A 20055-nucleotide genomic window follows, 5' to 3' on the forward strand; every position below is an offset into this window, starting at 1 on the left:
GAGGGGCCGGGCGGCCCGCGACCCCTGGATTCGCGGACAGTGCCGGCCGGGTCAGGTCGCGCCCCCCTGGCCGGTCTCCCCGTCGGCCAGCGGACGGCTCAGTAGACCGGGATAGATGCGGGAGGAGGCGATCTGTGCGGTGATCCCCGAGTTCTCCAGCGCCTCCGCCAGCCGGCGGCGCAGCTCCCGGCCCACCGCGAACTGCCCGTCGGCGGTCGTCTTCACCACCGTACGGATCACCGCGCCATCCACCGTCATCTGTTCGACGCCCAGCACCTCCGGCGCCTCCACGATCTCCGGCGACAACTCCGGGTCCACCGCCACCGACGCGGCAGCGGTCCGCAGCACGGCCGTCGCCTCCTCGGTGCCGCTGAAGCCGATCGGAAGGTCCACCACCACCAGGGCCCACCCCTGGCTCTTGTTGCCCACCCGGATGATCTCGCCGTTGCGGATGTACCAGAGCACGCCCCGACCGTCACGCACGGTGGTGACCCGCAGCCCGACCGACTCGACCACGCCGGTCGCCTCGCCCAGGTCGACGGTGTCGCCCACGCCGTACTGGTCCTCGATCAGCATGAACAACCCGGCGATCAGGTCCTTGACCAGGCTCTGCGCGCCGAAGCCCAGCGCGACGCCGGCGATCCCGGCGCTGGCCAGCAGCGGAGCCAGGTCGAAGCTGAACTCACGCAGGATCATCAGCAGCGCGATGCCGAAGACGAACGCGGTGGTCAGGCTGCGCAGCACCGAGCCGATCGCCTCGGCCCGCTGCCGGCGCCGCTCCGGGACGAACTCGGTCGGGTCGACGGCGGCGGTGGGCACCCGTTCGCGCAGCGGCCGCAGCATCGTCGGCACCGCACCGTCGGTGGTGGTCCGGACCAACCGGTCGATCGTGCGGTGCAGCGCCCAGCGGGCCACCATCGCCAGCGCCACGATCAGCAGCACGCGCAGCGGCTTGAGCAGGATCCAGTAGCTGCCCTCGGCGAACCAGGCCGAGTGGGTTATGTCGAACAGCCATTCGCAGGAGGTGCTGCCCTGGCAGTCCGGCGGGGCGGCGGTGGACAGGGCAACGGGCATCAGGCTGGCGGCACTCACCCTGTCTTCGTACCGCAAGGGGTTCCCGAGGCCGCCGCCGACCCACCGGCCGGGTGACCTGCGGCCGAGGGCCGGGCCGGAACGGGGCGAACCGGCCATCGTGACAGGTGCGGGAAAGAGCTTCATGTCGGACCCCGGATTGTACGTGAAGTCCCCGAACGGCCCGCGTAGACCAGCCCTGAGCTGCGAGAACGTCCCGCGAAGATCATCGGGCACAACCAGGGCGCAACTTAGCTCCGATCTTGGATGGCGGAAGTCCCTGGGCGCTGGCCGCTGGCCTGCCGCAGGAGCTGGCCGACCAGGCCGCGTGGTCGGTCCTTCTTTGGCAGCCAGTGCACGTAGGTTTCCAGCGTGATCCGCAGGCTGGCGTGCCGCAGCGCCTTCTGCACGTGCTGCGGTTCGACCCCCCCTGCTCATCAGCGTGGTGGCGAAGAAGTGACGCAGGGAGTGGAAGGTGCCCTCCTTGGGCCACCCCGCAGCGGAACGCCAGTCTTCCCACAACTCAGACCAGTAGCGATCGGTTAGCAACTTCCCGCGTGTTGAGGTGAACAGGAGCCCGACCGGGCGAGTCAGCGGCTTTCCGCTGGTGATGTCCGGGAGCTGGAATTCGACGGGGCCGACCTCTCTGATGTGGGCCGTCACCTCCTCGGCAACGATGGCGTCCAGGTCGACCGTCCCTGCCGATCCACTCTTCGGCGCGGAGAGGTAGAAGCCGTCAAAGTGCTGCGGAGAGTGCCGCAGCTGCTGGACGACATGAAGCTCCTGGCGAGAGCAGACCGGGGACGCGGCTACCCAACCGCCCACGTGAAGATCAGGCAGAGTTCGACACGTTGGTTCTGAGCTGTCGGATCTCAGGACCTGTGTGACAGAGCAGTCCCAGGAGGTGGGTGACATTTCCGGCTAGCGGGGCGGTGACGGCTCCTCGGGTGGGCGTCCTCGGGCGCGGTTCGCGTCGGATACGGCGATCCAGGCCAGGATGAGGGCAGGTGCGATGGCGACCCCCAGCGGCGGCAGGAAGATCGCCGCCGGAGAGATCGCGGCCAGCAGGAGTACCCCAATCACGCGGGATCGGGACACCCGGCCGAACACCGAATACTCGAACATGCCTCGTCCGGCAACGAACAGCGCGGGTCCGCCGAGGATGACGGCGATCCAGGCCGGTTGTGCGTGTCCCGACGGGTGCTCGATGACAAGCTCAACGGCTACGGCGCTGGGGACGATGCCGGCGACCATGACCAGGTGGGCGTATACCGCCGAGATTGTTGCGCGGATTGGGTCGGGGGCGGCTGCGATGGCCTCCGCCAGCAGGCCCCCGGCGCGGTGGATGTAGATCCGCCACAGCAGCGCCGTGGTGGCGAACGCGACCAGGACTGCGGCAATCCGAAGAGGCGTGAACTCACTGCGGCTGAAGGTCAGCCCGGTGACCAGGATGAGCTCGCCGAGCGCGATGATGAAGAGCTGCCGGTAGCGTTCGGCCAGGTGCTCGCCGGAGACCTCGAACTCGGCTGCACGCGTGAAAGCGGGACCCAGCCGCGGTGTGGGCAAGCCGAGTGAGAGCGCCGCGTACTCCACGGCCACCGCCAGCGCCCACAGGATCGCGCGGGCCGTGTCGTGCGTGACAGCACCCGCGATCCACGGCACCGCGGACACGCCGAACCAGAAGAGTGGCCGCACGAAGGCGGCCCGCGCCGTGTGGCCCCGTAGCAGGAGCACGGCGACGGCGCCGCGACCGATCTGGGTGGCGACATACGTGCCTGCGAAGAACAGTCCATGCTCGCCGAACGCCTCGGGCACCGCGGCGGCCATCATCAGGGTGCCGAGCATGGTCGCGAGGACCAGCAGCTGGATCAGCGGTTGCTGCGGGTCCAACCTGTCGGTGAGCCCCGCCGTATTGGTCCAAACCGACCACAGGGCGAGCAGCAACACCAGCGTCTGGAAGGCGTCGCTCAAGTTCAGAGGGTCCAGCAGCCCCTGCGAGAGCCCTGCGAGCGCGAAGACGAACACCAGGTCGAAGAACAGTTCCAGGAACGTCGCCCGTGGTTTCTCGGGTATTCGCAGCAGCGCGGCTGCCCCACTCGCCATTGGTTCGCCCGCTTCTGCCGGTTATGTCAGCCTTGGAACAGTCGTACCACGCGGCAGCGTTGGTGGATGCCTAGGTGCTGCCCTGGTCTGAGTCGAGCGGCCCGCGTCACACGGGCGGGCGACGGTAGCGGCCGGTGATTGCCTTCCATCCGTCCCAGCCGGTCCGGATCACCCCGTCGACCTCGGCGCAGGCGTCGGGCCGGTGCTACAGGCAGCAGCGTGTCACCCGGGCCCTGATACCGATCTGTCATGCAGGTCCCGCAAGGGCCTGGACCATCGGCCGTACTTCGTGCCTAGCTTGTGGGGACCGCTTGGCACCCTGATCATCGTGCTGGCAGCGCCAAGAGGCTGGAACCGGAACCTTTAGCTGCTGGCCCTCGCCGCTGTCCGGCGGGTCTGAATCTGATACTCCGTGAGCGTGGCTGGTCGGCCAGGCCGATGCCGGGCGAATGTCGCCAGCAGACCAGGCCTCCGGCGGGGCGCTCGGGCGCTCTGGGATGGTTGGCGCCATCCCGACAACCTCCGTCCGGGCAAACCCGAGTGGGCAGGCCCCACCCACTCCACAGGTGTGCGGACGAAGGCCGACGGGATGGCTAGGGGCGCAGCCGGGGGAGGGGCCGGGCGAAGATCATCGGGCACAGATCCGGCACAACTGAGGCCGACAAGGGCTGTAAACCGCTGTCAGGCGACGGAAGAGTTCGCCCAGGCCAGGACGTCGATCCGCCCGGTTGCGGATGATCCTCATACCCCATGAGGGATTAGTACGTGCAATCCGGGGTCCGATCAGGGACTATTGGCGCAACGGACGTCGGTGATCGGACCGGCGTCGACCGTGTGGGTCGTCATGCCCCGGTCGGCGGCGGCGCCCAGCAGCCGCTGAACCGGGAGGGTGAGCGCGATGCCTGACATACGACCCACGGTGGGCTCCGGCGCGTTGGTCCTCAACGCCACCTACGAGCCGCTGTGCGTCGTGTCGGTGCGTCGAGCCGCGATCCTCGTCCTGTCCGCCAAGGCGGTCTGCGTCGCCGACGGCGACGGCATCCTGCACAGCGCGCGCGACGCGCTCCCGGTGCCGTCGGTCGTCCGGTTGACCCGCTTCGTCCGGGTGCCCTACCGCACCCACGTGGGGCTGTCCCGCCGGGCGATCTTCGCCCGGGACGGGTGGCGGTGCGCCTACTGCCGGGGCCCGGCCGAGACCATCGACCACGTCTTCCCGCGCAGCCGGGGCGGCCGGCACGCCTGGGAGAACGTGGTCGCCGCGTGCGCCCGGTGCAACCACACCAAGGGCGACAAGACCCCGGCCGAGCTGGGCTGGCGGCTGCACGCCCTGCCGGCCGCGCCCAAGGGCACCGCCTGGCGGGTGCTCGGGCACCGCGCCCCCGATCCGCGCTGGGCCGACTGGCTGGACCTCCGGGAGCCCGAAGCCGCCGCCTGACCCCGAGCCGCCCCGACCCAGTGCCGCAACCCCCAACCCTCAACCAGAACGAGCCTTGACCAGCGACGCGAACACCACCACGTTGTCCGAGTAGCCGGTCTCGCCGCCGACCCATCGGCCGCCGCAGGTGATCAGCCGCAGGCTCGGGCGGCTGAAGTCGCCGTACACCTCGTCGACCGGCAGCCCCCCCTTGTCGAACCGCTCCACCGAATCCACCTCGAAGACCGCCACGCTGCCGTCGGTGCGGGTGACCTCGACCTGATCGCCGGACCGCAGCTCCCGCAGCTTGTGGAAGACCGCCGGCCCGGTGGTGGTGTCCACGTGTCCGACGATCACCGCCGGGCCGTACTGGCCGGGCGTGGGGCCCTGGTCGTACCAGCCGGCCTCCTGGGCGCGGGCCACGTCCGGCACGGCGATGGTGCCGTCCGGGGCGATGCCGACGTCATGCACCGGCGCCTGGAGGTCGATCGTGCGGATGGCGAGACCCGTCGGGCGGCTGGCCGGCAGCACCGGGAACTTCTTCGGCGGTGGCCGCAGGCCGGCGCTGAGCCGGTCGGGCAGCATGTTGATCCCGGTCACCTGCTCGACGCCGAGCATCGCCACGATCAGCACCATCAGCGCTGCGACGGCCAGCACCGGCACTCCCGGTCCGGTGCTCAGGCGCTGCCGGGCCAGCGGCGACCCGGCCGGGCGGCGTGGCGGCAGCGGGCGGGCGGCCGGATCGGTGGTGGCGACGCTGGCCGTCACCGCCTGCCCCGCGACCCGGCGCAGCCTGCCGGAGGCCCGGGCCAGCAGCCGGCCGGAGGCGCCCAGCGTCGCCCCGGCCCGGAAGCGGGCACCGCGGTCCGGCCGCGCACGCGCGGTTCTCCGGGTCATGGCTGATCCGGCTCAGGAGCCGGCCCCGGTCCGACGCCGGCCCCCGGCCATGCCGAGCGCGACCGCGGCGGCCACCAGCGCCACCCCGCCGAGCACCAGCAGCGAGCCGGTGCCGCGACCGCCGGCCATGCCGCCGCCCCCGGTCGCCGGTCCCTTGCTGGGTGAGGCCATGTTCAACACGGTCAGCGTGGTCGAGGCCGTCTGGCCGTTCTGGCAGCGCAGGTCGACCGGGTAGTCGCCGGGCTGCTTGTTGCCCGGGATGGTGACCTCACCGGTCAGAAAGCCCTTGTCCGGTCTGAGCATGACGTGCCCGAACGCGTCGGAGTGCACGTTCGCCTGCTCGTTGTTGTTGTTGTCGCAGCTCGCCCGGATGGTGACCCGGCTGCCGGCCGGGACGCTGTTCGGCGTCACCTCGATGAAGGTTTTCTCGCCGGCGCGTGCGGGTGACACCGACATCAGGACGAATGCCCCGACCAGCCCGACCAGTGTCAGGGCGGCCGAGAGCGCGCGGTTGATCGTGCGAAGACCCTGCATGATTTCCCCCTCCCGGCGACGACCGCCGGAACCCTCCCCTGGGCACCGCGCTGATTTCCCGCTGGCCCGGGGGCAAACCCGCGGGCGGGCAGGGCCGGGTCAGCGGCGGCGCGGGGTGCCGGTGGACGGGAGCGGGGTGATGGGCTGCCAGTCCAGCGGGGAGGAGAGCACCATCGTGCTCGACGGCTGACCGTACGGGGCGAGGCGGTCGATGACGGCCTCGAACTCGCCGATCGAGCCGGCTGCCACCTTCAGCATGCTGCACGCGTCCCCGGTAATCCGGTGGATCTCCAGGATCTCCGGCCAGCCGGCCACGGCGGGGTCGTGCAGGATGCATCGCGCGCCGTAGCAGGACATCCGGATCAGCGCGACCACGGTGCGGCCGGCCCGGGTCAGGTCGACGTGGGCGTGGTAGCCGGTGATGACGCCGGCCTCCTCCAGCCGGCGGACCCGCTCAGCGACGGCCGGCGGCGACAGGTGCACCCGCCGGGACAACTCGCTGAAGGAGAGCCGGGCGTCGGCCTGCAACTCGCGCAGCAGCGCCCAGTCCATGTCGTCCACGCTCAGACCTTACTTTCGTGAACCGAATTCGCCTAGCTGCCTTCGGTTCGGCAGTTGAGCAGGGCGAGAGCCGTTGATCCGGCATTCCGTACGCCGATCTGACCGCGAGATCATGACGTCGGCAAGTCCGGGGGAGGGAGACCAATGGTGGATCAGACGGAGCGGCGGGCGCCGAACCGCCCCGCCACGGTGCGACCGGTGACCCCGCGGCAGCGGGCGGCCCAGGCGGCGCGCACCGGCGGCGAGCCGACGCTGGAGTTCGCCGACATGGTGCCGTACGACGCGTATGTCCAGGCCAGCGCCCTGCACAAGATGCAGCACCCGCTCAGCAGTGACCCGGGCGAGATGTCCTTCCTGATGGTCAGCCAGATCATGGAGCTGTACTTCGGGCTGACCTGCCACGAGCTGCGGGAGACCCAGCGGTTGATCCGCGCGGACCAGGTCTGGGAGGCGCTGGCCCCGCTGGGCCGAGCGAAGCTGCACCTGGAGGGCCTCAACGCCGCCTGGCAGGGCCTGCGCTGGATGAGCCCGGCCGACTTCAACCGGTTCCGCAACCTGCTCGGCGAGGCGTCCGGCTTCCAGTCGGCCATGTACCGGCAGTTGGAGTTCCTGCTCGGCCTGCGCGACCCGACGCTGATCCGCCCGTTCCGCCGGCAGACCGAGGTGCACGCCGCGCTGAGCGCCGCGCTGGCCGCCCCGAGCCTCTGGGACGATGTGCTCGCGCTGCTCGCCCGGCGCGGCTTCGACCTCCCCGCCGATCTGCTCGACCGGGACGTGGCCGTCGAGCACGACCCGCAGCCGTCGGTCGAGGCGGCCTGGGTACGGATCTACGCGGACGCCGGCCCGGACAACCACCTGCGGCTGCTCGGCGAGGCGCTGAGCGGTGTCGCCGAGGAGTTCGGCGACTGGCGCTGGAACCACGTCAAGGCGGTGCAGCGGACGATGGGCGCGAAGGTCGGCAGTGGAGGTTCTGCCGGCCTGGCATGGTTGCAGCGCAGCATGGCCCGGGTGGTCTTCCCCGAGCTGTGGTCGGCCCGTACCGCGATGTGACCGGAGAGCGAGACATGCACACCCCTGAACAAGAAGCACATCGCCTCGACGAGGCCGACCCCGGCCACCGGCACCTGTTCCACGTTCCGCCGGCCGACGGCGGCAGCCACCCCGAGTCGGCGTACCTCGCCGGCAACTCGCTCGGCCTGCAACCCCGTGCCACCCGCGACGAACTCCTCGCCGACCTGGACGCCTGGCAGCGGCTCGGCGTCGAGGGGCACCTGGAGGCGGAGCGGGCCTGGCTGCCGTACCACGAGCTGTTGACGGCGCCGGCGGCCCGACTGGTCGGCGCCCTCCCCGCGGAGACCGTGGTGATGAACTCGCTCACGGTCAACCTGCACCTGCTGATGGTCAGCTTCTACCGCCCGGCCGGCGCCCGCACCCGCATCGTCATCGAGGACTCCGCGTTCCCCTCGGACAGCTACGCGGTGCGCAGCCAGGCTCGGTTCCACGGCCTGGACCCGGACGAGACCGTGGTCCGGCTGCGTCCGCGCCCCGGTGAGGACGCCCTGCGCACCGAGGACGTGACCGGCTACCTGGCCGCCGAGGGCGACCGGGTGGCGCTGGTGCTGCTCGGCGGGGTCAACTACCTCACCGGCGAGCTGCTGGACATCCCGGCGATCACGGCCGCCGGCCGGGCGGCCGGCGCGGTGGTCGGCTGGGACCTGGCGCACGCGGTCGGCAACGTGCCGCTGGCCCTGCACGACTGGGACGTCGACTTCGCCGCCTGGTGCTCCTACAAGTACCTGAACTCCGGGCCGGGGGCGCTGGCCGGTGTCTTCGTGCACGAGCGGCACCTCGGCGACCCCGATCTGCCCCGCTTCGAGGGCTGGTGGAGCACCGCGGCCGCCACCCGGTTCGAGATGACCCCGGTGTCCCGGCCACCGGCCACCGTGGAAGCCTGGCAGATCTCCAACCCGCCGATCTTCGCGATGGGCCCGGTGCGCACCTCGCTGGAGCTGTTCGACGCGGTCGGCATGCCGGCGTTGCGTGCCCGCAGCCTGCGGCTCACCGGCTGGCTGGAGCAGCTGCTCGACGACGTCACCGCCGACCGGCCGCTGCGCGTCGTCACCCCGCGCGACCCAGCCCGGCGCGGCTGCCAGCTCTCGGTGCGGCTCGCCACCGGCAGCGCCGCCGAGCTGACCAAGCGGCTGCGGCACGAACACGGCGTCATCGCCGACGCCCGGGAGCCGGACGTCGTCCGGTTCGCCCCGGTGCCGCTCTACTCCACCTACCACGACTGCTGGCGGGCCGCCGCCGCGCTCGCCGCGACGGTCGGGCAGGTGTCCCGGTGAGCGCGAGGAGTGAGCCGGGGTTGCGAGCCCCGCAGTCGCGACCGAAAGATGGTCCAGCATGACGTCCCGCCGCGACGAGATCGCGATCATCGGCGCCGGCCTGGCCGGGTGCCTGGCCGCCTGCTTCCTGGCCCGGCGCGGCTACCCGGTGGCGCTCTACGAGCGCCGGCCGGACCCGCGCACCGGCACGGCGGAGCGGGGCCGCTCGATCAACCTGGCGCTCTCCGAGCGCGGGCTGGACGCGCTGCGCCGGATCGGCCTGGCCGAGCATGTGATGACCGACGCGCTGCCGATGCGCGGCCGGATGATCCACCCGGTCGAGGGGGAGCCGCAGTTCCAGTCGTACAGCGCGGCCGGTGACCGGGCGATCAACTCGATCAGCCGGGGTGCGCTGAACAACGCCCTGCTGGACGCGGCCGCCGCGCTGCCCGGCGTGCGGATCGTCTTCGACCACCGGCTGGTCGGGCTCGACCCGACCGACGGCGGCCTGAGCTTCGACACCCCGCAGGGCCCGGTCACCGCCAAGGCGTCGGTGGTGCTGGGCGCCGACGGCGCGGGCTCCGCGGTGCGCGGGCAGTTGCTGGCACACGGGCTGCTGCGCGAGAGCGTGGACTTCCTCGACTACGGCTACAAGGAGCTGACCCTGCCGCCGCTGGGCGGGGACTTCGCCCTGGACCCGGACGCGCTGCACATCTGGCCGCGCGGCACGTCGATGATGATCGCGCTGCCCAACCCGGACCGCTCCTTCACCTGCACGCTGTTCTGGCCCAACGAGGGCGCCGGCAGCTTCGCCGCCCTGGACAGCCCGGCCGCGATCGAGGAGCACTTCGCCCAGCACTACCCGGACCTGATCCCGCTGGCGCCGCACCTGGTGGACGACTACCAGCACAACCCGGTGGGTGTGCTCGGCACGGTCCGCTGCACACCCTGGCAGGTCGACGGCATGGTCGGCCTGCTCGGCGACGCGGCGCACGCCATCGTGCCGTTCTACGGCCAGGGCGCCAACTGTGCCTTCGAGGACGTGGTGGAGCTGGACCACTGTCTCGACGAGTGCGCCGACGACTGGGCGGCGGCGCTGCCGCTGTTCCAGCGCCGGCGGCAGGAGAACGCCGAGGCGATCGCGCAGATGGCGTTGACCAACTTCGTGGAGATGCGGGACAAGGTCGCCTCCCCGGTCTTCCAGTTCGGCCGGCGGGTGGAGCACGCACTGGAACGGGCGCTGCCCGGCCGGTACGTTTCCCAGTACGAGCTGGTGTCCTTCTCCACCACCCCGTACGCCGAGGTGCGCCGCCGGGTCCGCCGGCAGCACCGGGCGCTCGGCGTGCTCGCCGGCGGCGCCGCGTTGCTGCTGGTCGGCGCGATCGGCGCGGCGCTCAGCCGAGGGAGGCGCGCATGACCGGCAGCTGGGATCCGCGACTGATGGCCGGCCGGGCGCCGGCCGGGCCGCCGCGGCTGCGCAACTTCGTTGGCGGCGACTTCGTCGACGGCGGTTCGTCGTTCACCAAGGTCAGCCCCGTGACCGGGGAACCGGTCTTCGAGGTGACCGAGGCGTCCAGGTCCACGGTGGACGACGCGGTGGCCGCCGCCCGGGCCGCACTGCGCGGGCCGTGGGGCCGGATGGGGGAGCGGGAACGCGCCGAGGTGCTGCGCCGGGTCGCCGACGAGCTGGAACGCCGCTTCGACGACCTGGTCACCGCCGAGGTCGCCGACACCGGCAAGTCCATCGCCCAGGCCCGCACGCTGGACATCCCCCGGGGCGCGGCGAACTTCCGGGCGTTCGCCGAGATCGTGGCGACCGCGCCCACCGAGTCGTTCACCACGGTCACCCCGACCGGCGGCCGGGCACTCAACTACGCGGTCCGCAAGCCGGTCGGCGTGGTCGCGGTGATCGTGCCGTGGAACCTGCCGCTGCTGCTGCTCACCTGGAAGGTCGCCCCCGCGCTGGCCTGCGGCAACGCGGTGGTGGTCAAGCCCAGCGAGGAGACGCCCGCGTCGGCGACAGTGCTCGCCGAGGTGATGGCCGCCGCCGGCGTACCGGCCGGGGTGTTCAACCTGGTGCACGGGTTCGGGCCCGACTCCGCCGGCGAGTTCCTCACCCGCCACCCCGGGGTGGACGCGATCACCTTCACCGGTGAGTCGGCCACCGGCGGCGCCATCATGCGGGCCGCCGCCGACGGGGTGAAGGCGGTGAGCTTCGAGCTGGGTGGCAAGAACGCCGGTCTGGTCTTCGCCGACGCCGACCTGGACGCCGCCGTGGCCGGCTCCGTGCGCTCCAGCTTCACCAACGGCGGGCAGGTCTGCCTCTGCACCGAACGTCTCTACGTCCAGCGTCCGGTCTTCGAGGAGTTCACCGCCCGGCTGGCGAAGCGGGCCGGCGAGCTGGCGTACGGCTGGCCGGCCGACGAGGCGACGGCCACCATGCCGCTGATCTCCCACCAGCACCGGGCCAAGGTGCTCGGGCACTACGAGCTGGCCCGCGCCGAGGGCGCCGAGGTGCTGACCGGCGGCGGCACACCCACCTTCTCCGACGCCCGCGACGGCGGGTCGTACGTGCAGCCGACGGTGCTCACCGGCCTCGGCCCGGACGCCCGCACCAACCGCGAGGAGATCTTCGGCCCGGTGGTGCACGTCGCGCCGTTCGACACCGAGGACGAGGCGTACGCGCTGGCCAACGGCACCGAGTACGGGCTGGCGGCGACGGTGTGGACCCGGGACGTGGGCCGCGCCCACCAGGCGGGCCTCCGGCTGGACGCGGGCATCGTCTGGGTCAACACCTGGTTCCTGCGCGACCTGCGCACCCCGTTCGGCGGGGTGAAGGCGTCCGGCATCGGCCGCGAGGGCGGCGTGCACTCCCTGAACTTCTACTCCGAACTCACCAACGTCTGCGTGGACCTGTCGTGAGCCGCCGCAGCGAGGAGCGGGCATGAGAGCTGACATCGAGGCGGCGAACCGGGAGCTGGCCGAGGCCCGCAGCACCGGCAAGCCGTGCCCGCCGCTGCGCGGCCGGCTGCTGGCCGAGGGGGACGTCGAGTCGGCGTACCGCGTGCAGCAGCTCCAGTCGCGGGCCTGGCAGGGCCAGGGCGAGCGCCGGGTCGGCGCGAAGATCGGGTTGACGTCCCGGGCCGTGCAGGAGAGCTTCGGGGTCTTCCAGCCCGACTTCGGGCTGCTGACCGACGCGATGGCCGTCGCCGACGGCGCCGAGGTGGCCATCGACCGGCTGCTCCAGCCACGGGTCGAGGCGGAGATCGCGTTCGTGCTCGACCGGGATCTGACCGAGCCGCGGATCACCACGGTCGACCTGGTCCGCGCCGTCGACCACGTGCTGCCGGCGATCGAGATCGTCGACTCGCGGATCGCCTCCTGGGACATCTCCATCGTGGACACCGTCGCCGACAACGCCTCCAGCGGGCTCTTCGTGCTCGGCACCACGCCGCGCCGGCTCGCGGACGTCGACCTGCGGCTCTGCGGGATGGTGCTGGAGCACGCCGGTGAGCCGGTCTCGGTGGGCGCGGGCGCGGCCTGTCTGGGCAATCCGCTGCACGCCCTGCACTGGCTGGCGGGCACCCTCGCCCGCGCCGGCGATCCGTTGCGCGCCGGGGACGTGGTGCTCTCCGGGGCGCTCGGCCCGATGGTGCCGGTCACCCCGGGGGCGGCGTACGAGGCGCGGATCTCCGGGCTCGGCTCGGTGCGGACCTGCTTCAGCAAGGAGGGTGGCCAATGACCACCGGCGTGGCGGTGCTCGGTTCCGGCAACATCGGCACCGACCTGATGATCAAGGTGTTGCGGCTCAGCGACAGCCTGCGGATGGTGGCGATGGCCGGCATCGACCCCGCGTCCGACGGCCTGGCACGGGCCCGCCGGCTCGGCGTGGCCACCACCGCCGAGGGCGTGGACGGGCTGGTCGCGATGCCGGAGTTCGCCGACGTCGAGCTGGTCTTCGACGCCACGTCGGCGGGCGCGCACCGGCGCCACGACGAGGTGCTGCGCGCGCACGGTCGGACGGTGGTCGACCTGACCCCGGCCGCCCTCGGCCCGTACGTGGTGCCGCCGGTCAACCTGGACGAGCACCTGCACGAGCCGAACGTGAACATGGTGACCTGCGGTGGGCAGGCGACCGTGCCGATCGTCGCCGCGGTGCGCCGGGTCACCCCTGTCGCGTACGGGGAGATCGTCGCGTCGATCGCGTCCCGCTCGGCCGGGCCGGGCACCCGGGCCAACATCGACGAGTTCACCGAGACGACGGCCCGGGCCATCGAGGTGGTCGGCGGCGCCGAGCGGGGCAAGGCGATCATCGTGCTGAACCCGGCGGACCCGCCGCTGCTGATGCGCGACACCGTCTACTGCCTCTGCCCGGACGCCGACGCCGACACCGCCGCCATCGCCGCCTCCGTGGCGGACATGGTGGCGACGGTGCAGGAGTACGTCCCCGGCTACCGGCTCAAGCAGGACGTGCAGTTCGACCGGGTCGAGGCGTACCTGCCGACGCTCGGGCGGCAGCTCACCGCGTTGCAGGTGTCGGTCTTCCTGGAGGTCTCCGGGGCCGGGCACTACCTCCCGGCGTACGCCGGCAACCTGGACATCATGACCTCCGCCGCGCTGCGCACCGCGGAGCGGCTGGTCGCGCGGCGTGAGGTGATCGCACGATGACGGACCTGTACATCCAGGACGTGACGCTGCGCGACGGCATGCACGCCATCGCCCACCGGTACACGGTCGAGCAGGTGCGCACCATCGCCGCCGCGCTGGACGCCGCCGGGGTGGCCGCCATCGAGGTGGCGCACGGCGACGGGCTCGCCGGCTCCAGCGTCAACTACGGCCACGGCGCGGCCAGCGACGCCGAGTGGATCTCGGCTGCCGCCGAGGTGCTGACCACGGCGAAGCTGACCACCCTGCTGCTGCCGGGCATCGGCACCATCGCCGACCTGAAGGCGGCGAAGGCCCTCGGGGTGACCAGCGTCCGCATCGCCACCCACTGCACGGAGGCCGACATCTCCGCGCAGCACATCTCCTGGGCGCGGGAGAACGGCATGGACGTGGCCGGGTTCCTGATGATGTCGCACATGAACGACCCGGCCGGGCTGGCCGGGCAGGCCAAGCTCATGGAGTCGTACGGGGCGCACTGCGTCTACGTCACCGACTCCGGGGGCCGGCTGCTGATGTCCGACGTGGCGCAGCGGGTCGACGCGTACCGGCAGGTGCTGGAGCCGGAGACGCAGATCGGCATCCACGCCCACCACAACCTGTCCCTCGGGGTGGCCAACAGCGTCCTCGCCGTCGAGCACGGCCGGGTCACCGGGTCCGCGCCGGCCGGCCCGGACGCCGCGCACGGCCGGACCGTGCGGGTGGACGCCTCCCTCGCAGGCATGGGCGCCGGCGCCGGCAACGCGCCGCTGGAGGTCTTCGTCGCGGTCGCCGAGCTGCACGGCTGGAAGCACGGCTGCGACGTGTTCGCGCTGATGGACGCCGCCGACGACATGGTCCGCCCGTTGCAGGACCGGCCGGTCCAGGTGGACCGGGAGACGCTCTCCCTCGGCTACGCCGGGGTCTACTCCAGCTTCCTGCGGCACGCCGAACGGGCCTCCGCGAAGTACGGCGTCGACGTCCGGTCGATCCTGGTCGAGCTGGGTCGGCGACGGATGGTCGGCGGCCAGGAGGACATGATCGTGGACGTGGCGTTGGACCTGGTGGGCCAGCGTGCAGAGGAGATCACCCGATGATCGGCGTGGACACCGCGGGTATCGCGGCAAAGCTGGGCGCCGCCGCCGGCACCGCCACCCCCATTCCGCAGCTCGCCGCCGAGGTGGGGCTGGACGTGCCGGGCGCCTACGCGGTGCAGGCGGCGCTGGTGCAGCGCCGCCTCGACGCCGGCGAGCGGCTGGTCGGCCTGAAGATGGGCCTGACCAGCAGGGCGAAGATGGCCCAGGTCGGCGTGGACGAGGTGATCTGGGGGCGGCTCACCGACGCGATGCGGGTGCCCGACGGCGGCGTCGTCGACCCGGCCGCGTACATCCACCCCCGGGTCGAGCCGGAGGTGGCGTTCCTGCTCGACCGGCTGCCCGAGCCGGGCGAGCCGGTCGGCGACTTCGCCACGGCGGTCCGCGCGGTCGCCCCGGCCATCGAGCTGATCGACTCCCGGTACGCCGACTTCCGGTTCTCCCTGCCGGACGTGATCGCCGACAACACCTCGGCCGCCGCGTTCGTGATCGGGCCGTGGTCGCCGGTGCCGGCCGGGCTCGACAACCTCGGCGTGCTGCTGGAGGTCGACGGACGGGTCGTTCAGGTCGGCTCGACGGCGGCGATCCTCGGCGATCCGCGCCGGGCGCTCGACGAGGGCATCCGGCTGGCCGGCCGGCACGGGGTGCGCCTGGAGTCCGGGTGGGTCTTCCTGGCCGGCGCCGCCACCGCCGCGGTGCCGCTGCGTCCCGGTGCCCATGTCCGTGCGGTCGTGGAGAAGCTTGGCACGGCGTCGTTGAAGGCGTCGGCGTGAGCGGCGGCGCGCGGGTGGTGGCCGGCAAGGCCACGCCGCGGGGGGCGTTCCCGCACGTCAAGGTCGCGGGCGGGTTCGTCTTCGTCTCCGGTACGTCGTCGCGGCGCCCGGACAACTCGTTCGCCGGGGTCGAGGTGGACGAGTTCGGCACGACGAACCTCGACATCCGCGTGCAGACGCGGGCGGTCATCGAGAACGTCCGGGATCTGCTGCGCTCGGTCGGCGCCGACCTGAGCGACCTCGTCCAGGTGACGTCGTACCTGGTCAACATGAATGACTTCGGTGGCTACAACGAGGTGTGGGCGGAGTTCTTCGACGCGTCGGGGCCGACCCGCACGACGGTGGCGGTGCACCAGCTGCCGCACCCGCACCTGCTCATCGAGATCCAGGCCGTGGCCCTTCTTCCCTCGGGAGGTCAGTCGTGAGTGAGATCGCCGAGCCGTTCAGCTTTCCGGGATGGATCGCGGAGAACCAGCACCTGTTGAAGCCGCCGGTCGGCAACAAGGAGATGTTCCCCGGCGGGGACGACTTCATCGTGATGGTGGTGGGCGGGCCCAACCAGCGCACCGACTTCCACGTGGACCCGTACGAGGAGTTCTTCTACCAGGTCAAGGGCAACATGCACATCAACCTGATGACCCCGGAGGGGCCGCGTACGGTGCACGTGCGCGAGGGTCAGATGTGGATGCTGCCGCGCAACACCCCGCACTCGCCGCAGCGGCCCGAGGCGGGCTCGATCGGCGTGGTGGTCGAGCGGGTCCGTGAGGAGGGCACGCTGGAGACGTTCCAGTGGTACTGCCCGGAGTGCGGGCAGAAGGTGCACGAGGTGGAGTTGCAGGTGCGGGACATCGCCGCCGACCTGCCGCCGGTGTTCCAGGCGTTCTACGCCGATGAGGCCGCGCGCACCTGCGCCAACTGCGGCACGCTGCACCCGGGCAAGGGCTGATGCCGGCAGGCGTGGTCGACGTGCACACGCACGTCGTACCGAAGGGATGGCCGGACCTGGGCGCCGCGTGCGGCGGGTCCGGCTGGCCCTGGCTGCGGGTCGACTCCGAGCGGGCCGCGATGATCATGGTGGGGGAGTCGGAGTTCCGCCCGGTCGGCGCCGAGTGCTGGGACGCGTCGAGCCGACTGGCCGACATGGACGCGGACGGCGTGGACGTGCAGGTCGTCTCGCCCACCCCGGTCTTCTTCAGCTACGACCGTCCGGCGGACCAGGCGGTGAAGGTCGCCCGGATCTTCAACGACCTGACCCTGGAGGTCACCGCCGCCGGTGGGGACCGGCTGGTGCCGTTCTGCCAGGTGCCGTTGCAGGACCCGGACGCCGCCTGCGCCGAACTGGACCGCTGCCTGGCCGCCGGACACGTCGGCGTGGAGATCGGCAACCACGTTGGCGACCGGGATCTGGACGACGGCGGCGTGGTCACCTTCCTCCAGCACTGCGCCGAGGTGGGCGCGCCGGTCTTCGTCCACCCGTGGGACATGCCGGGCGGTCCCCGGCTGGACCGGTGGATGGCCCGCTGGCTCACCGGGATGCCCGCCGAGACACACCTGTCGGTGCTGGCGATGATCCTGGGCGGCGTCTTCGACCGGGTGCCGGAGACGTTGCGGATCTGCTTCGCGCACGGCGGCGGAAGCTTCCCGTTCTGGCTCGGCCGCGCCGACAACGCCTGGCACCGCCGCGGCGACCTGGTCCGTGGCGCGTCCGCCGGCCCGCCCAGCAGCTACGTCGATCGGTTCAGCGTCGACTCGGTGGTCTTCGCGCCGCCCGCGCTGCGGCTGCTGGTCGACACGATGGGGGAGGACCGGGTGCTGGTCGGCAGCGACTACCCGTACCCCCTGGGTGAGCGGCCGGCGGGCGCTCTCGTCCGCGGGGCCGATTTCCTCACGGCCAATCAGCGCGACAAGCTCCTCTCCACCAACGCCCTGCGCTTCCTGCACGGCTGAGCGCGGTCGGCCCGCTGGTGCGTCGGCGGTCGCCCACCGCCGGTGACGGCCTTCCCCAACCGCCTCGACAGCCTTTGCTCTGCTTCACTCCACGCACCACCGGCCGTCCGGATATCGGACGTCCGCTGTTGCGTGCGTTGAAGCAGAGCAAAGGCCGCATGGGGAACTGTCAGCGGCCCGGCGGCCCGGCGGCCCGGCGGCCCGGCGGGGCGGCGGGGGCGGCGGGGCGATCGGGGGCGGTTCGGGCGGCGGCAGCGGCGGCGAGCGGCGGGGCGCTCGAGGGTGGACCGGTGGCGGCCGGTTGCTGATCGTCGGCGCGTGACGAGTGCACCGGAGGCCGGCGGCCGGCAGGATGACGGGATGGCCGAAATGCACGACCTGACCGCGTTGGAGCAGGCCGCCGCGGTAGCCCGTGGCGAGCTGTCCAGTGCGGACCTGGTCGAGCACCACCTGCGCCGGGTGGCGGCGATCGGCGACACGGTCGGCGCGTTCGTCACGGTCACTCCGGAACTGGCCCGGGAGGCGGCCCGCGCGGCCGACGCCGTGCCCGCCGGGGAGCGGGGCCCGCTGCACGGCGTACCGACCGCGATCAAGGACCTCACCCTCACCGCCGGGGTCCGCACCACCTTCGGGTCGGCTGCCTTCGTGGACTTCGTCCCGCCGGTCGACGCCGACGTGGTCCGGTTCATCAAGGCCGCCGGCCTGGTGAGCCTGGGCAAGACGACCACCTCGGAGCTGGGCTGCTCGCTCTACTCGGAGGGTCGGGTCGCGCCACCGGCCCGCAATCCGTGGCAGCTGGCGTACACCGCCGGCGGGTCGAGCGGCGGCGCGGCGGCGGCGGTGGCGGCCGGGCTGGTCCCGGTCGCCCAGGGCTCCGACGGCGGCGGCTCGCTGCGCATCCCGGCGTCGCTCTGCGGCCTGGTCGGCTACAAGCCCAGCCGCGGCCTGGTCTCCGGCGGGCCGCTCGGCTCCGGCGCGTTCGGCCTGCCCACCAGCGGGCCGCTCGGGCGGACCGTCACCGACGTCGCGGCGCTGCTCGACGTCATGGCCGTGCCGGTGCCCGGCGAGCCCTACCTGCCGCCGGCCGCGCCGCCCGACGGCTACCTGGGCGCCGCCCGCCGGGCCGAGCCCGGCCGGCTGCGGATCGGCCGGTTCACCACCCCGATGCTCGCCGACGAGCCGGTGCACCCGGACTGCGTGGCCGCCGTGGACCGGGCGGCCGCGCTGCTCACCGCAGCCGGCCACGAGGTGGTCGAGGTGCCGCCGCCGCTCGGGCCGGAGGCCTGGCCGCTGTTCGAGGTCATCTGGTACGTGCTGGCGCTCGCCCCGGTGCCTCCCCCGATGGAGTCGGAGCTGCTGCCGCTGACCCGACTGCTGCGGGCCCGGGGCGCCGAGATCTCCGCCGGCACCCTGGCCGCCACCCTCGGCGAGTTGCAGGCGCAGGTCCGCCTGGGCGCCCGCCGCACCGCCGGCTGCGACCTGCTGCTCTGTCCCACCCTGGCCGCACCGCAGGCGCCCGTCGGCTGGTTCACGGCGGACGGCGACCCGGCGGCCGATTTCGACAGGCAACGCCGGTTCTCGCCCTACTGCGCCATCTTCAACGTCACCGGCGATCCCTCCGTGTCCCTGCCGGTGGGCACGACCACCGACGGCCTGCCCGTCGGGGTGCTGCTCACCGGGCGGTACGGCGACGACGCACGGCTCGTCGCGGCGGCTGCGCAACTGGAGAACTCCAGTGACGGATGGGATCGGCACCCCGCAATCTGGCGAGCCGTCGACTCCGCTAACGTGAAAGGCGACGGAGTCGACCGATCGCCATCATGATCGTTCAACCGACCCGGTTGTTCGAGGTCCTTCTTCCGCCTGGGGGCGTTGGGATTGTCTGTTACCGAGACGTTGCTGGTCTTCGTCGGCATCCCGGCGGCCGCGGTGCTGGTGATCGCCGGTCTGGTGTACGCCGGCGGCCGCGGCGGCCGTGGTGGCGCCAAGCGCTACCGGCCGGGCCGGCCCTTCGACTTCACTCCGGTCTGGTTCCTGGGCCGCCCGGAGCAGCTGGCCGACTCGGCCGGCACCGCGCTGACGGCGGGCGCGCAGGCGCCCGCGCTGACCAGCCAGAAGCTTGAGCAGGCCAGCGTTCAGGCGCCGGCCGGTGGAACCGGAGGCGCAAGTGACCGTTGGTGAGGAGCAGACCCGGACGGAGAACCCGCCCGAGGTGCTGGACGGGCCGTTCTCGACCCGGCAGTTGCTGCGCATCGACGAGGCGCTGCGCCTGGCCGACCAGGGCACCGGCCTGGTCTTCTCGGTCTTCGTCGGTGGTCTCGACGAGCCGGTCCGGGAGCACGCCCAGCGGCTGCACCGCCAGCTCGCCGACCCCGACAAGTCGGTGCTGATCGCGGTGTCGCCCAACCAGCGTCAGCTGGAGGTCGTCACCGGGCGGCACGCCCGCAAGCGCATCCCCGACACGTACGCCAAGCTGGCCGCGCTCTCCATGGTCGGGGCGTTCAGCGGGGGTGACCTGGCCGGCGGCATCATCAACGGCCTCGACCAGCTCGCCAGCCACGCCGGCAAGGGCTGATCCCACACGTACGACGAACCCCGGTCCGCTTCCCGCGGGCCGGGGTTCGGTCTGTGCGGGTTGGTTCAGCGGGGCCAGACGCTCGAGGGGCCGACGCGGGCTCCCGCCCACGCCGACCCCC

Annotated in this window: 21 protein-coding genes; 15 read left to right on the forward strand and 6 right to left on the reverse strand. The window is 72.4% G+C overall.

Annotated features, from left to right (window positions below; genetic code table 11):
- Window positions 1-51: 51 nt before the first annotated feature.
- From AB0K07_RS29800 to AB0K07_RS29810, 3 genes are all read right to left on the reverse strand, one after another.
- Window positions 52-1074 carry a mechanosensitive ion channel family protein gene (locus AB0K07_RS29800; RefSeq protein ID WP_363760719.1) on the reverse strand — a complete coding sequence of 341 codons (1023 nt, stop codon included), beginning with the start codon at window positions 1072-1074 and terminating at the stop codon, window positions 52-54.
- Window positions 1075-1992: 918 nt separating this feature from the next.
- Window positions 1993-3174 (reverse strand): low temperature requirement protein A, encoded by a 1182-nt coding sequence (locus AB0K07_RS29805; protein ID WP_363760640.1) that lies wholly within the window; start codon window positions 3172-3174, stop codon window positions 1993-1995.
- A 783-nt stretch (window positions 3175-3957) separates the two neighbouring features.
- A complete protein-coding gene (locus tag AB0K07_RS29810) occupies window positions 3958-4083 on the reverse strand; it encodes a hypothetical protein (protein WP_363760643.1) in 126 nt (41 codons plus the stop codon).
- On the opposite strand from AB0K07_RS29810, the gene AB0K07_RS29815 reads away from it, so the two are divergent.
- On the forward strand, window positions 4073-4609 hold the full coding sequence (locus AB0K07_RS29815; protein ID WP_074313833.1) for an HNH endonuclease: 537 nt from the start codon (window positions 4073-4075) through the stop codon (window positions 4607-4609). The two genes, AB0K07_RS29810 and AB0K07_RS29815, sit on opposite strands and share 11 nt — an antisense overlap.
- A 39-nt stretch (window positions 4610-4648) precedes the next feature.
- Here AB0K07_RS29815 and AB0K07_RS29820 read toward each other — a convergent pair whose 3' ends face one another.
- The 3 genes from AB0K07_RS29820 to AB0K07_RS29830 all read right to left on the reverse strand — a co-directional run bounded on the left by AB0K07_RS29820 (window position 4649) and on the right by AB0K07_RS29830 (window position 6580).
- Window positions 4649-5422, reverse strand: a complete 774-nt coding sequence (locus AB0K07_RS29820) for a class F sortase (protein ID WP_363760722.1) — start codon at window positions 5420-5422, stop codon at window positions 4649-4651.
- Window positions 5423-5497: 75 nt separating this feature from the next.
- Window positions 5498-5971, reverse strand: coding sequence for a hypothetical protein (locus AB0K07_RS29825; protein ID WP_363760725.1), 474 nt, complete (start codon window positions 5969-5971; stop codon window positions 5498-5500).
- A gap of 147 nt (window positions 5972-6118) precedes the next feature.
- The gene (locus AB0K07_RS29830) at window positions 6119-6580 is read right to left on the reverse strand and encodes an Lrp/AsnC family transcriptional regulator (protein WP_363760646.1); all 462 of its coding nucleotides are present in this window, start codon (window positions 6578-6580) and stop codon (window positions 6119-6121) included.
- A 147-nt stretch (window positions 6581-6727) separates the two neighbouring features.
- Here AB0K07_RS29830 and AB0K07_RS29835 point away from each other — a divergent pair, with 147 nt between their 5' ends.
- From AB0K07_RS29835 to AB0K07_RS29900, 14 genes are all read left to right on the forward strand, one after another.
- On the forward strand, window positions 6728-7630 hold the full coding sequence (locus tag AB0K07_RS29835) for a tryptophan 2,3-dioxygenase family protein (protein ID WP_363760728.1): 903 nt from the start codon (window positions 6728-6730) through the stop codon (window positions 7628-7630).
- A gap of 14 nt (window positions 7631-7644) precedes the next feature.
- Entirely contained in the window at window positions 7645-8925 is a 1281-nt protein-coding gene (kynU, locus tag AB0K07_RS29840; RefSeq protein ID WP_363760649.1) for a kynureninase, read from the forward strand.
- 58 nt (window positions 8926-8983) lie between these two features.
- A complete protein-coding gene (locus tag AB0K07_RS29845) occupies window positions 8984-10321 on the forward strand; it encodes an NAD(P)/FAD-dependent oxidoreductase (protein ID WP_363760652.1) in 1338 nt (445 codons plus the stop codon).
- A 23-nt stretch (window positions 10322-10344) separates the two neighbouring features.
- Complete coding sequence (locus AB0K07_RS29850) at window positions 10345-11826, forward strand: 2-hydroxymuconic semialdehyde dehydrogenase (RefSeq protein ID WP_363760731.1); 1482 nt, start codon at window positions 10345-10347, stop codon at window positions 11824-11826.
- Between the two features lie 22 nt (window positions 11827-11848).
- Complete coding sequence (locus tag AB0K07_RS29855) at window positions 11849-12646, forward strand: fumarylacetoacetate hydrolase family protein (protein WP_363760655.1); 798 nt, start codon at window positions 11849-11851, stop codon at window positions 12644-12646.
- Entirely contained in the window at window positions 12643-13572 is a 930-nt protein-coding gene (locus AB0K07_RS29860; RefSeq protein ID WP_363760658.1) for an acetaldehyde dehydrogenase (acetylating), read from the forward strand. The genes AB0K07_RS29855 and AB0K07_RS29860 overlap by 4 nt, the downstream gene beginning before the upstream one ends.
- Window positions 13569-14642 (forward strand): 4-hydroxy-2-oxovalerate aldolase, encoded by a 1074-nt coding sequence (gene dmpG / locus AB0K07_RS29865; protein ID WP_363760661.1) that lies wholly within the window; start codon window positions 13569-13571, stop codon window positions 14640-14642. The genes AB0K07_RS29860 and dmpG overlap by 4 nt, the downstream gene beginning before the upstream one ends.
- Complete coding sequence (locus AB0K07_RS29870; RefSeq protein WP_363760664.1) at window positions 14639-15412, forward strand: fumarylacetoacetate hydrolase family protein; 774 nt, start codon at window positions 14639-14641, stop codon at window positions 15410-15412. Before dmpG ends, AB0K07_RS29870 begins: the two co-directional genes overlap by 4 nt.
- On the forward strand, window positions 15409-15837 hold the full coding sequence (locus tag AB0K07_RS29875; protein WP_363760667.1) for a RidA family protein: 429 nt from the start codon (window positions 15409-15411) through the stop codon (window positions 15835-15837). The genes AB0K07_RS29870 and AB0K07_RS29875 overlap by 4 nt, the downstream gene beginning before the upstream one ends.
- A complete protein-coding gene (locus tag AB0K07_RS29880) occupies window positions 15834-16358 on the forward strand; it encodes a 3-hydroxyanthranilate 3,4-dioxygenase (protein ID WP_363760670.1) in 525 nt (174 codons plus the stop codon). The genes AB0K07_RS29875 and AB0K07_RS29880 overlap by 4 nt, the downstream gene beginning before the upstream one ends.
- Window positions 16358-17359, forward strand: a complete 1002-nt coding sequence (locus AB0K07_RS29885; protein ID WP_363760673.1) for an amidohydrolase family protein — start codon at window positions 16358-16360, stop codon at window positions 17357-17359. Before AB0K07_RS29880 ends, AB0K07_RS29885 begins: the two co-directional genes overlap by 1 nt.
- 360 nt (window positions 17360-17719) lie before the next feature.
- A complete protein-coding gene (locus AB0K07_RS29890; RefSeq protein ID WP_363760734.1) occupies window positions 17720-19183 on the forward strand; it encodes an amidase in 1464 nt (487 codons plus the stop codon).
- 72 nt (window positions 19184-19255) lie between these two features.
- A complete protein-coding gene (locus tag AB0K07_RS29895; protein ID WP_363760737.1) occupies window positions 19256-19540 on the forward strand; it encodes a hypothetical protein in 285 nt (94 codons plus the stop codon).
- A complete protein-coding gene (locus AB0K07_RS29900) occupies window positions 19527-19934 on the forward strand; it encodes a DUF5130 family protein (RefSeq protein ID WP_363760676.1) in 408 nt (135 codons plus the stop codon). The genes AB0K07_RS29895 and AB0K07_RS29900 overlap by 14 nt, the downstream gene beginning before the upstream one ends.
- The last annotated feature ends 121 nt before the right edge of the window (window positions 19935-20055 follow it).

This window comes from Micromonospora sp. NPDC049301 (genome assembly GCF_040678715.1).
Classification (GTDB): Bacteria; Actinomycetota; Actinomycetes; order Mycobacteriales; family Micromonosporaceae; genus Micromonospora.